Annotated in this window: 10 protein-coding genes; 5 read left to right on the top strand and 5 right to left on the bottom strand. The window is 43.0% G+C overall.

Features of this window, described 5'->3' with window-relative positions:
* Positions 1-5: 5 nt before the first annotated feature.
* Positions 6-1,235, top strand: coding sequence for an ATP-binding protein (locus JGK36_RS18325; protein ID WP_293177519.1), 1,230 nt, complete (start codon positions 6-8; stop codon positions 1,233-1,235).
* A 174-nt stretch (positions 1,236-1,409) separates the two neighbouring features.
* On the opposite strand, the gene JGK36_RS18320 is transcribed toward JGK36_RS18325, so the two are convergent.
* Both JGK36_RS18320 and JGK36_RS18315 read right to left on the bottom strand, forming a co-directional pair.
* The gene (locus JGK36_RS18320) at positions 1,410-1,991 is read right to left on the bottom strand and encodes an HAD family hydrolase (RefSeq protein ID WP_293197712.1); all 582 of its coding nucleotides are present in this window, start codon (positions 1,989-1,991) and stop codon (positions 1,410-1,412) included.
* 311 nt (positions 1,992-2,302) lie between these two features.
* Entirely contained in the window at positions 2,303-3,022 is a 720-nt protein-coding gene (locus JGK36_RS18315) for a DUF305 domain-containing protein (protein ID WP_293177523.1), read from the bottom strand.
* Positions 3,023-3,528: 506 nt separating this feature from the next.
* Here JGK36_RS18315 and JGK36_RS18310 point away from each other — a divergent pair.
* The 4 genes from JGK36_RS18310 (at position 3,529) to gloA (ending at position 7,258) form a co-directional block, all read left to right on the top strand.
* The gene (locus tag JGK36_RS18310) at positions 3,529-3,723 is read left to right on the top strand and encodes a heavy-metal-associated domain-containing protein (protein ID WP_293177525.1); all 195 of its coding nucleotides are present in this window, start codon (positions 3,529-3,531) and stop codon (positions 3,721-3,723) included.
* Between the two features lie 419 nt (positions 3,724-4,142).
* Positions 4,143-6,392: a heavy metal translocating P-type ATPase gene (locus JGK36_RS18305; RefSeq protein WP_293190045.1), complete on the top strand. Its 2,250-nt coding sequence runs from the start codon at positions 4,143-4,145 to the stop codon at positions 6,390-6,392.
* Between the two features lie 19 nt (positions 6,393-6,411).
* Complete coding sequence (locus JGK36_RS18300; protein WP_293177530.1) at positions 6,412-6,639, top strand: hypothetical protein; 228 nt, start codon at positions 6,412-6,414, stop codon at positions 6,637-6,639.
* Positions 6,640-6,829: 190 nt separating this feature from the next.
* Positions 6,830-7,258 (top strand): lactoylglutathione lyase, encoded by a 429-nt coding sequence (gene gloA / locus JGK36_RS18295; RefSeq protein ID WP_293177534.1) that lies wholly within the window; start codon positions 6,830-6,832, stop codon positions 7,256-7,258.
* 356 nt (positions 7,259-7,614) lie between these two features.
* Here gloA and JGK36_RS18290 read toward each other — a convergent pair whose 3' ends face one another.
* The 3 genes from JGK36_RS18290 to JGK36_RS18280 form a co-directional block, all read right to left on the bottom strand.
* Positions 7,615-9,387, bottom strand: coding sequence for a hypothetical protein (locus tag JGK36_RS18290; RefSeq protein ID WP_293177537.1), 1,773 nt, complete (start codon positions 9,385-9,387; stop codon positions 7,615-7,617).
* Positions 9,388-9,943: 556 nt separating this feature from the next.
* Positions 9,944-10,918, bottom strand: coding sequence for a DUF459 domain-containing protein (locus tag JGK36_RS18285; RefSeq protein ID WP_293197709.1), 975 nt, complete (start codon positions 10,916-10,918; stop codon positions 9,944-9,946).
* Between the two features lie 210 nt (positions 10,919-11,128).
* Positions 11,129-12,569: MBOAT family O-acyltransferase (locus tag JGK36_RS18280; RefSeq protein ID WP_293197707.1), on the bottom strand; the 1,441-nt coding region annotated here is incomplete at its 5' end.

Genomic DNA, 12,569 nt, shown 5'->3' with positions numbered 1-12,569 from the left:
AAAATATGAATCCTATAAAAATATTGGTAGTAGAAGATGAAATAATTGTAGCTCAGGACATAGCAGGCAGATTAAAAAAGCTGGGTTATGCAGTAACAGCTATTGTTGCTTCAGGAGAAGAAGCTCTAGAAAAAGTAGACGAAAGTCCGCCAGATTTAGTGCTGATGGATATCGTGCTTAAAGGTGAGATGGACGGCGTGACAGCCGCAGAAAAAATTAGAAATAAGATAGATATACCTACAGTATTTTTAACAGCTTATGCCGACGATAAAACGATGCAAAGAGCAAAAATTACAGACCCATTCGGCTACATTATCAAACCATTTCAACAAAATGATTTGCGGGTGGCGATCGAGATTGCGCTCCACAGGCACGAAATCGAAACCAAAATGCGAGCAGCTCTCAAAGCTTCGGAAGCAGCCAGAGAGTCGGTGGAAGAAAAAGCGCACCGCCAAAACCAGTATATATCAATGGCTGCCCACGAATTGCGGAACCCGCTGAACACGATTTTAATCTCTGCCGAGCTCCTAGAACTCGATCGCACTCGCAGCAGTGACGAATCTCAAGTCAAAACCCTGCGCCTAGTGCACTCAGCTACCCAAAAGATGAACCAGCTAATCGAGGATATGCTGTTCATGGGCCGAGCAGAAGCAGGGAGACTCAAATGCAATCCATTACCGATAAATTTACTCGAATTTTGTCAAGATTTGCTGGATCAATTGCAGTTAGGACATGAAGCCAAACACAAACTAAGATTCAGCCCGTCTGCCGTTACCAGCGCGATGTTAGATCAACAATTGCTGCACGGCATTATTTCTAACTTAATCGTCAACGCCATAAAATATTCTCCCGACGGCGGGCAAATAACCTTAGAATTGGAATGCCGTCAACCAGGCGAGGGAGACAAAGAAGCTATTTTCTGCTTGTCTACTCAGTCTTTGTTTGCCAATTCCCCATTTAAAAATATTAACTCTCCTTTACTAATTATTCGCATCCGAGACGAAGGTATGGGCATCCCAGAAACCGAAGTAGGGAAAATATTTGAAATGTTTTACCGTTGCAAGAATAGTGGAAAGATTAAAGGTAACGGTTTGGGATTGACGATTGTTAAAAAAGCTGTGGATTTGCAAGGAGGTGCGATCGCCTGCGAAAGCAAAATCGGCGTTGGTACTACCTTTACAGTCGCGCTTCCTTACGTAGCCCTTTCCTCTAAGGCTGAATTGTCAAAGACTTAAATGCCAGGTAACGGAGGACACGGCAATGCCGTTTCCCTACCCCAAAATAATCATGAACCCTTGATGAGAGATGTAACCATCGCAAGCATTTATTGTAGGGACACGGCAGTGCCGTGTCAGACGTGGTTCAACTGTGCTCACCCACCGCTGTGGGTAATATCAATTCCGATGCCACTAATCAAAATGTTGCAAAATCCACTCAACCCCCGCAGCTAAATTTGCAGCAATAAAATCAGGTTTAGTATGGTGCTGATACTCGCCACTCAACACGCTTTCCCCGTAACCAGTCTGCACCAAAATACCAGTACAACCGGCATTGTGAGCCATATCGACATCCGTCGCTTTATCCCCCACCATAAAACTATTCGCCAAATCCAAATCGTGTTCCCAAGCCGCCGCTACCAACATCCCCGTATTCGGTTTTCGCCAAGTCGTATATCGCGTAAATTCTGGATTTGTTCCGCCTTCTGCTGCACTCAAGTAAGGACAATAATAAAGAGCATCTAACCTCGCTCCGGCTTCATTTTCTAGTAACAAACACAGGCGTTTGTGCAAAGCTTCAACGTGGGCCACAGGATAATAACCCCTCGCCGGCCCCGATTGATTGGAAACCAAACAGCAAAATATTTGTCTGTCATTTAAACGGCGTACAGCTTCAGCTATGCCGGGGATTAAATGCAAATCTTCTAGTTTGTGAATGTAGCCAGCTTCGATATTGAGAACGCCATCGCGGTCGAGAAATACTGCTCGTTTCATAGAATTGCGATCGGATTGTAGATACTGTCTGGAACTGTCAAGGAGTAGCGCTCAAATAATTCGGGATCGAAGGCTTTTTGGATTTATAAAACCCCAAAACCGTGCGACTCCAATTATACTCTAGCTACCCTAAAAAATCAAGACAGTATCTACAGATATTAGACAAGATTACAAAAGTCCTTTTAATCAAATTTTGGGACGGGCTAGAAGCCCATCCCACAAGAAAAAAGATTTTTTTGGGAGGTTGCTCAGAGCAGCGTCCTAACTATTTTTGCAAGAAGTCTATTGCAATTAATTTATCCGCCCCGTCACTACTTTTTGTACCAAGCTTGGCGCCACTGTTTCATTTGCTCAATCTCTTGCTTTTGCGAAGTCAGAATCTCTTGAGATAATTTCTTCATTTCCGGCCGTTTCGACTTCTGCAACGCATCTTCAGCCATCACTAAAGCTCCTTCGTGGTGGGGAATCATCGCATTCAGAAATCGGAGGTCAAATTCAGCATCAGCCGCTCCTAAATCCATGCTCATCATCATGGCTTGCATTTGTTCGGGAGTCATTGGCATCATGTGATTCATTTGAGCGTGATAAGCCATTGGCGTACTGTCGGCTTTGGCATACCAAGTTTTTCGCCACTCTTTCATTTGATTGATTTCGCGGTTTTGAGCGGCAATAATGTTATTAGCTAGTTTTTTCATTTCCGGGCGCTTTGACTTGTTGAGCACCTCTTTCGCCATGTTTACAGCACCTTGATGGTGTACTGTCATGCCATCAATAAATCGCAAATCGTAGTCGGCATCAGCCGGGCCTAAATCCATTGACATATTGTGATTCATGCCATGATTCATACCACCCATGCCGCCACTTTGTGCCGCGTCTTGCTTGTTGTTCGCTTGGGTTGTTGCGGTAACATTTGGGGCTTGAGTTGGGCTGGTAGGAGATTTTGAACAAGCTGCTAGAATTCCGCTGGTTGCGGTGGCTGTGGCGGTCAAGATTAGCGCTGCCAAGCCTGTTTTTAATGAAATTGGTTTCATAGATTTTATATCCTTAAAACTCCCAGGTTTATTCAGTTTCTCACATATAAATGAAATTGGCATGAAATTCTTGAGTCGAAGTTGTCAGTTGACAGTTGACAGTTGACAGTTGACAGCGACCTTTACCTAGAAGGAAGAGGATTGGAGTAATGAATAGTCTGATTTTAATTTCTCCCAAAAAAGCTTGGGGCTTTCAACCGATTCTTTCTGGTAAATAAATCTTGCCGTGCCATCAATTAGATAAAGGATGAGTTTCACTAAAACTTAATAATTAATTTGGAATTTCCCCTTGACTCTCCTGCTAACTGGAGACTTTACAATGGAGTTAATTCATCTATGAAGCTTCGGGTGCATTTCACTTTTGAAGAGGGCGAAGCATGACCGCATACAAGTTATTAGTTATAATCTTATTTTCACTGCGGTCATGCTTCGCCCCTACAAACATATTTGCCTTGCACAGGTCGCTGCACCCGAAGCAAAGTAGTTTCTGCTGAGGTTCCACAATTATGACTTTAGAGCTAAAAATTCCCAAAATGGCTTGTTCGGCTTGTGTGAATACAATCACAAAAGCAGTCCAAGCTATTGACTCAGGCGCTGCTGTTGAGGCAGATATCAAGACAAAATTGGTCGCGATTCAAACGGCTAAGCCGGAAAGTGAAGTTAGAAAAGCGATCGCATCTGCTGGCTATCCAGCCAGTTGATTTTAGATTTTAGATTTTAGATTTATATCATGTCCGCAGAGAACGACCATGATAAGATTTGTTTGTAGTGAGGACTTCAGTCCTCTGAATTATGAGGACTGAAGTCCTCACTACAAACCGTTTTTATTATGGTAATTTACAGGACATAATATTACTCTACAGATGAATCTGGGAGATTGAATAAGAGTCTCATTTTTTTGATTCTCTACTACAGCCCTGCGGCCGCTTGTATCCGTTTTTTGGGGTGCATCTGGTTTTTGAAGAGGGCGAAGCATGACCGCATATAAATTATCAGTTATCATCCCATATTTTCTGCGGTCATGCTTCGCCCCTACGGATGTATTCGCCAAACCCAGATGCACCCGTTTTTTGGGATTATTTGAACCCAGAAGCTCATTTTCTAATTTAGGAGGGCATTTATGGACAATCTCACACTTAAATTGCGGGGCATGAGTTGTGCTGCTTGTGCTTCCTCTATCGAACAAGCAATTAAATCTGTCCCCGGCGTAATTGAGTGCAGCGTCAATTTTGGCATGGAACAAGCAACCATCCAATATGACTCGAAGCAAACCAACTTAACAATCATTCAAGAAGCTGTTGATGCAGCGGGATACGAAGCTTTGCCCCTGCAAGAAATGGCAGAGGATGATGCAGAAAAAGCCGATCGCAAATCCGCATCTCAAAACTTGCAGCGAAAACTCTGGATCGCAGGCAGCATCAGCATTATACTGGTTTTGGGCGGCATTCCAACCATGACAGGCTGGCACCTGCCATTCATTCCCGCATGGCTGCACAATTTTTGGTTGCAATTAGTGCTGACATCACCAGTACAGTTTTGGTGCGGTAAATCGTTTTATGTGGGGGCTTGGAAATCGTTAAAACGGCGCGTCGCCACAATGGATACCCTGATTGCTTTGGGGACAAGTGCTGCTTACTTTTATTCGGTATTTGTGACATTTTTGCCCGGTTTATTTACCTCGCAAGGTTTGAATCCTAGCGTTTACTACGAAGTTGCCACCAGCGTGATAGCGTTAATTTTGTTGGGAAAAAACCTCGAAAATAGAGCGAAGGGAGAGACTTCGGAAGCAATTCGCAAACTCATGGGTTTGCAAGCAAAAACTGCTCGGATCGTTCGCAACGGAGAAGAGTTAGAAGTACCCATCGCCCAAGTGGCAATTGGTGACATTGTGCAGGTGCGTCCGGGCGAGCAAATCCCCGTTGACGGAGAAGTGATTGAAGGTGCTTCGACGGTAGATGAAGCAATGGTTACGGGGGAAAGTTTGGCTGTCAAAAAGCAACTTGGCGATGAAGTTATTGGAGCGACAATTAACAAAACAGGCAGCTTTCGGTTTCGCGCTACCAGAGTTGGCAAAGATACATTTTTAGCTCAAATTGTCAAGATGGTGCAGGATGCCCAAGCTTCAAAAGCACCGATTCAAAAGTTAGCAGACCAAGTGACGGGCTGGTTTGTTCCTGTAGTAATTGCCATCGCTTTAGCTACTTTTATTATTTGGTTTAACGCGATGGGTAACTTCACTTTGGCGACGGTGACAATGGTGGAAGTGCTGATTATTGCCTGTCCCTGTGCTTTGGGTTTGGCGACTCCGACTGCTGTGATGGTTGGCACGGGTAAAGGTGCAGAAAATGGAATCTTAATTAAAGGAGCCGATAGTTTAGAATTGGCTCACAAAATTCAAATTATTGTGTTAGATAAAACTGGAACGCTTACGGAAGGTAAGCCGACTGTTACTGATTTTGTGACAATTAAAGGAACGGCCCAGAGCAATGAGTTAAAGTTGCTGCAATTGGCGGCGTCTGTAGAGCGAAATTCGGAGCATCCTGTAGGGGAAGCTGTGGTTAAATACGCTCAATCTCAAGAGGTGAAGTTGACAGATATTCAGGATTTTGAGGCTGTGGTGGGGAGCGGCGTGCGAGGGGTTTCGGGGGGAAAGTCGATCGCCCTGGGAAGCCTCAGGTGGATGCAGGAACTAGGCTGCGATACTGAATATCTGGAGCTGCGCGCGCGAGCTTTTGAAGCTGCGAGCAAAACGGTGGTTTGGATGGCTGTAGAGGGCAAAATTGAGGCAATTCTGGCCATTGCGGATGCTCTGAAACCTTCGTCGGCGCGATCGGTGAAAGCGCTGCAAAAACTCGGTTTGGAGGTGGCCATGCTGACTGGGGATAACCGCGCGACTGCGGAGTCGATCGCCCAATCGGTAGGAATTACTCGGATTTTTGCCGAAGTTAGACCCGACCAAAAAGCAGCTCAAATCCAAGCGCTGCAAGGAGAAGGCAAAATTGTAGCGATGGTGGGAGACGGGATTAACGATGCTCCTGCTTTGGCCGCTTCGGATGTGGGAATTGCGATCGGTACCGGCACTGATGTGGCGATCGCAGCCAGCGACATTACCTTAATTTCCGGCGATTTGCAAGGCATAGTTACAGCAATTCAACTTTCCCGCGCCACGATGCGGAACATCCGCGAAAATCTGTTTTTTGCCTTTATTTACAACATCGCGGGTATCCCGATCGCCGCTGGCATTTTGTACCCGATTTTTGGCTGGTTGCTCAATCCGATTATCGCTGGTGCAGCAATGGCTTTTAGTTCGCTTTCGGTAGTGACTAATGCTTTGCGGTTGCGGAATTTTAAAGTGAAAGTTATTGCATAATTTAAGAGGGATTTGAGAAATGTTTAGCCAGCGTCAAGTTTTAGGAAGTCTCGCAGGTTTAGGAATTATGCTCGGACTTGCATCGGGAGTTCGAGCCAATCAAATATCAACTCATCCTGCAAATTCAACTGCTCAATTTCGGCAAATAGAACAACCGATAAGTTTAAAAATTGGCATAACAGCAGGCGGATTGAGCTTAATTGGTTTAGAATTATGGTGGTTTTTGTTCAGTAAAAATCAAGCTTAGAAGGAAGAAGGAAGAAGGAAGAAGGAAGAAGGAAGAAGGAAGAAGAGATACACAGCAAGCTTTTTAGCGAGCCGTATTTTACGTTTTATTAGGTGGATTTACCTAAAACAAAGTAAATTTGGCCGTTGCGGTTTTTTCCACCAAGAACTCGGTAAAATTAAGAAAGCTTAAAAAATTTGGAGTGAGCTAAATGCAACTACTACACACGATGCTCCGAGTCGGAAACCTGGAAGAGTCCCTCAAATTTTACACCGAGGTTCTGGGGATGAGATTGCTGCGACAAAAGGACTATCCAGACGGTAAATTTACTCTGGCTTTTGTGGGCTACGGCGACGAATCCGACACTACAGTTTTGGAATTAACTTACAACTGGGGCGTCGCCGAGTACAATTTGGGTGATGCTTACGGTCATATTGCGATCGGCGTTGACGACATTTACGGTACTTGCGAAGCAATTAAAGCCCGCGGCGGCAAAGTTATTCGCGAACCCGGCCCGATGAAGCACGGTTCAACAGTCATCGCTTTTGTCCAAGATCCAGATGGATATAAAGTTGAATTAATTCAACTGAAAAATCAAGGTAGCAGCAGTCAGAAAGTAAGTGCGGCGACTGCATCTTAGTCTTCGCTAGGACAGGCTAGAAGCCCATCCCACAATTGTGTTTCTTGTGGGATGGGCTTCTAGCCTGTCCCAAAATTTGATTAAAAGAACTTTGGCAATTCAAGTCTGCTTTCAAAGGTAGGCTGGCACCTACCAAGGTATGTAGTTGCGCTTCAGCGCTCTTTATAATATTAGGGAAGAGCGCTGAAGCGCAACTACGTACCTAATTTGAGCGCTGAAGCGCAACTACGTACCCAAGAGCGCTGAAGCGCAACTACGTACCTTTGGAGCGCTGAAGCGCAACTACGTACCTAATTTGTCTGACGACAATAAAACCGCCCTGCTACTGACAGAATGCGAAGGGGTTTTCCACACTTTTAATTCGATCGCACTGACGGTACAAATTGCTGCAAGTAACTCTTTTGCCACAAAATAGAAAAACTGTTCCCTATTTGGCTTAAACTGTCAAATTTAGGAATTAATTTAGATTCTCGGCGCTTGTCTAAGGCAGCGAGCGTCGCAAAGAATATAGCTAATACTAACAAAAATACCACCATCACAATAAAAAACATAGTCCAATAGACTAGAAATTCACTTTGGTAGTAGTTGACGGTCAATATCGAGTTAATCACTGCATCGGATAAATACAAAACTAGCCCTATTGAAAACCACACTCCTAACAATAGCCACGTCCACTTAAACATCTGTGTTGCAGTCTTGTTATTTTTGGACGCCGAAAGTTCTAAATCTCTAATTTTGCTGTTAATTTTTGATGTGACTTCATACAAAGTAGACTGCAAAGAATCTCTGATTAAATTCAAATCATTGTCGAGGTTTATGCACTGCTCGGACGTGCTTTTGTCAACACTCACGTTTTGGAGTTTCCTGCGGTGTTCAGCCAGTTTATTACCAAGGGTCTGATCCCATTCTTGCAGCCGCTCTACTGTCAAATACAAAAGTTCCCTATTTGCATCTAACAAGCTCTGACAATCTAGGATCGACTTAACTAACTTGCTCAAATTGTGAATATGCTCGTCTACAGCATTTTGGTATTCCCTCTGTTTATCTGACAAGAAATTTGCCATTGCGATATCATCGTCGCACAGCGACACAGCCTCAGAATACACGCCGTCAATTTCCTTTTTATCTAGATACAGTGACGCTTTGCACTCCTCAATTTCGGGAATGGTCAGAGATTCTAAAGACTGATGTTCTACATGAAATTTATATAGGAGCGCTGTCATAATTTGCGCCGATTTTCGGTCTAGCCGATCTTGGTAAGGTTCTAACATAATTGCCGCTCGATTTTTGATCGCCGCCTCCGGGTGGTGCAGAAACTCAAAAACTTTGGCAACTATTTGGGAGAATTCCCACTCCTTAAAATTATTTTTCGCCACATCCAAAAAGTTGGTGATGGCTGCATCCTTTTCGGCATGAAATTTGTACCCATCATCCGTAACTGCGATCGCAGGAAATACGCGATCGACCCAAAACAGATATTCCTCGCAATCCATTAACACACCCAGCAGCAGCCAGCTAGGGCCGTAGACCCAAAAATCGAGACAATTCTCATATTCCTTACCGCTGTCCATTCTGCTGTTGTCGTTCAAAGCAAATTTATTGCTGGCTAACAGTTTAATTTGCTCTTCTACAACCCGCTGCTCAATTTCTGCTGCATTAATTGTGACATGGCCAGCAGATTCCTTGCCTTGTGCTTGCCATTCATCCAACAAAATTGACTGAATGCTAACAGCAGCACACCACCGAATTAAAGGAGTCGCTCCCCCTAGCGCTTCCTGTTCCAACACCGCTAGCTTATTTTCGCTAAAATCACTTGATACAGGTTCCTCACTTGATATAATACCCTCTCGCACCTTGCCCAATGCTTGAATTGCCAAAGCCCGAAACAGCAAATTTGGATGCGGTTTTCTAGCGGATTCTGGTATATCTTGCCCTAATATTCCGCTTTTGGGTACGTCCAGAACTTCAGCAAAAGGAGCGATTCCGCATTGTTGCAAGATGCCTTCAACGGTGTTTATTCTTTCCCAAGGTTGAGTATATTTGGTGAGACTGAAGATGAGCGCTGTGTCGCTGCACTCCATTGACTCAGGGATGCTAGTGCGATCGAGTTTCCAGAGATTGCTTGTCATAATTTGTCGCCATGACAATTGCTAGATCTTAACGTCGTTGTCCGATGCTGAATGCAACTCTACATCTACTGCTGCTTTTTGTCAATATTAGTCCCGAACGCAGTTGACACATAGGTAAGCTGGGTATCAAATTTCACGAGTATATTTCTGGTTGGTTGCTTTCATGCGATCGAGTTCAGTGAAGGCTGATACCCCCTATCCCTGAATAAGGGGAATAAAAGAGTTCTTCAAGTCTCCTAACTATCAGGGCGATGCGAGGATCTCCGAAGGCTCGACAGTATTAACTCAACCGTATGGTGAATAAAACCGATATTTTCCGTAGCAACCGGGTTGAGCAAGCCAAATATCTGTCGGCGACTAAGGAATGAGAATTAAATAACTTACAATTTTTATTATTCTTGTGGGATGGGCGTCCCGCCCGTCTTTTCGGGACGGGCTCTCCCGCCCATCCCACAAATATGTGTAAATTATTTAATTCGCGATCCTCAGTATATAATTTTACACGAATCCGATAAGATGTCTAATTTGCAGGCTATTTTTTTTGACTCGAATCAACCTAGGATGCTTCTTTCTTTTTCGGGAGTTTTAAAATTTTGTCCTTCGCCATTTTGTCAACGATTACGTCGCTGATAATTTGAGCTCCGTGGGAGGTAAAGTGCACGCCATCATTAATTTTTACATAACCTCGCTTGCCGGATTTGTCAGCAACTACGGGGACAAAATTCCCTGCTTCAGCAAAAGCATCCCAAGTAGAAATAAATTCTATTTTTGATGAAGACTTGCTGGCATTTTTATAGATGTCGTTCATGATGGGAAAAGCTTTGAGATACGAAGATTTGTTAGATATCGATTGACCTATCCAATACACTTTTTTTACGGAGGAAGAGCCAAGTAATTTGGCATATTTATCTACTCTTGCTTGATAAGCTTTTTGCCATTCGGGGGTCAGAATAGCCCGGTATTTTCCTTGGTTATCGGTGATATCTTGAGTGTCATTGCCTCCGAACAAAATTATCACTACATCTGGCCCGTAATCCTGGATCATTTCACTGGTTCTGGCGTACCAGTCATAATAATCTATCCGATTTAATCCGCTCGATACTTTGTAGTCGATTTTGGTATTTGAGATATTGTATTTTTCTTTAAGAGTGTACTGGAGTTGAGTTCCTAAATCGAACATTACGGAATCTCCAATAAATAAAAATTTGCGATAAGCTACGGTTATTTTTGGTTTGGATGGAGTGGGTTTCTTGGCAGGCTTTGGGAGGATGACTGCCGATTTTGTTGCGGTTTTGACCGGAATTTTGTCGGGGTTTTTGGAAATGCTATCGAAGTTAATATCTTTGATTTTGCTCCAAAAATCTTGTTCGGATTTCCTGAAGCCGTCTATTTCGATCTGGCGCGCTGCTTGTTTGATTTCGGTACTGGCTAAAGGAGTTGAAGAAAAGCTTTTCACAAATAAGGATAAGTTGGAAAATATTAAGGTGAGAATTACAGAGGTAACTATCAACAAAATTTCTCGGTCTTTCATAAGAAGTTATTTGTTATTTGTTATTTGTCATCATAAAGGAAGGAGAAAGAACGTAATAAGATAAAAAAAAGTCTTTTTTGTGATTTATATAGCGGTTCTCAAAAAAGCCAGGTATGCCCTATGCCCTATGCCCTATGTCCTATGCCCTATGCCCTATGCCCTATGCCCATGAGTACCTCATATGAGAACTCGAAAGGCTATACTTGTTTATTAGAAGTTAAAGTAAATAAAAGGTGGGACGGTACTTGGGCCTAGCATTAAGATAGCATACACGAGCAGGGAAACTAAGACAACCCGAAAGAATAGGTTGTTTAATGACAATATTGTTTGCAATACTTGGGAAATGATCTCGCCCCACAGGTTGATTGCGCCAATGACTGCAATTACTAGATACAATTGCCAAAAGTTGAATTGAACAGTTGCAGCAGAAAAACGAAAGATTCCTTGAAAAAACCCGATCGCAGTTTTCCAGTTGGGTGTGCCGAAAAATACCCAGCTACAGGTAACAAAGGTAAAGGTTAACAACCAACTGCAAAATTTGGCAAATCTCGGAAAGGCGTAGTCTAATTTGAGATGGATAGCTTGGGGAATATCTTTACATAGATGGTTGACAATCAGTCCTAAACCGTGGATTGTTCCCCAGAAAATAAAGTTTAATCCTGCGCCGTGCCAAAATCCGCCGATCGCCATTGTTATCAGTAAATTTACGTACTTCCGCAATTTGCCGTATTTATTGCCACCTAAGGGAAAGTAAAGGTAATCTCTCAACCACTCCGAAAGACTGATGTGCCACCTTTTCCAAAATTCTTGCAGGCTGAGCGATCGGTATGGCATATTGAAATTGGCGATCGGTTTGAAACCCAACAAGCAAGAGATGCCGTTAGCTAAATCCGAGTAGCCGCTGAAATCTACGTAAATCAAACAAGAATAGGAAATTGCCGCGAGGATTAAATCTATGCTGCTGTACTGCTGGGGGACTTTGAATGGTAGTTGAGTGAAATTAAACAAAAAGCTCGCTAAAGTATATTTTTTGAAGAGTCCAGACAAAATCAAAACGATAACTTCTTCGATTTTATAGTCATATTTACTTGGTGAATTTAGCTGCGTATAAAATTCGTGAGGGCGGGAGATTGGGCCGGAGGCAATTTGGGGAAAGTAGGTAATGTATGTGGCGTAGTCTATAAATTTAGGACAGGAAATTTTTTGTTGGTAGCAGTCGATTAAATGAGAAATTATTCTAAATGTGTAGAATGATATGCCGACGGGGGCGATTATTTGTAATATTTGAAAATTGGCGGGAATTTTGAGCTGGTTTAGTACCTCAAATAAGGAGGTTACAAAGAAGTTGCAATATTTAAAGATGCCGAGATTGACAATGTTGACAATTATGCCGAAGATGAAGGCAAGTTTTGGCTGTTTGCCGCGATCGACTGCTCGGAGAATGATATAATTGTATACTGTACTTAAAATCAGGAGTCCGAGAAAGTCTAAGCTCCAAAAAGAATAAAATAATAAACTGGAAATTAGCAAGACAATTTTATACAAATCAACTTTGGGCTTTAAGGAGAGGATGGCGCTAAAAATAATTAGGAAAAATACTAAAAATTGGTAAGTAGGAAATAACATAGATGTCAATAAAGTAAAATTTTTA

It is taken from the genome of Microcoleus sp. PH2017_35_SFW_U_B (assembly GCF_020737865.1).
Classification (GTDB): Bacteria; Cyanobacteriota; Cyanobacteriia; order Cyanobacteriales; family Microcoleaceae; genus Microcoleus.
The sequence above is the reverse complement of the archived record's forward strand: the minus strand, read 5'-3'. Positions and strand labels throughout refer to the sequence as shown.

Coding starts and splice junctions, on each gene's coding strand:
- JGK36_RS18325 (WP_293177519.1), top strand. CDS start 6: ATGAATCCTATAAAAATATTGGTAGTAGAAGATGAAATAATTGTAGCT.
- JGK36_RS18315 (WP_293177523.1), bottom strand. CDS start 3,022: ATGAAACCAATTTCATTAAAAACAGGCTTGGCAGCGCTAATCTTGACC.
- JGK36_RS18300 (WP_293177530.1), top strand. CDS start 6,412: ATGTTTAGCCAGCGTCAAGTTTTAGGAAGTCTCGCAGGTTTAGGAATT.
- JGK36_RS18320 (WP_293197712.1), bottom strand. CDS start 1,991: ATGAAACGAGCAGTATTTCTCGACCGCGATGGCGTTCTCAATATCGAA.
- JGK36_RS18310 (WP_293177525.1), top strand. CDS start 3,529: ATGACTTTAGAGCTAAAAATTCCCAAAATGGCTTGTTCGGCTTGTGTG.
- JGK36_RS18285 (WP_293197709.1), bottom strand. CDS start 10,918: ATGAAAGACCGAGAAATTTTGTTGATAGTTACCTCTGTAATTCTCACC.
- JGK36_RS18290 (WP_293177537.1), bottom strand. CDS start 9,387: ATGACAAGCAATCTCTGGAAACTCGATCGCACTAGCATCCCTGAGTCA.
- gloA (WP_293177534.1), top strand. CDS start 6,830: ATGCAACTACTACACACGATGCTCCGAGTCGGAAACCTGGAAGAGTCC.
- JGK36_RS18305 (WP_293190045.1), top strand. CDS start 4,143: ATGGACAATCTCACACTTAAATTGCGGGGCATGAGTTGTGCTGCTTGT.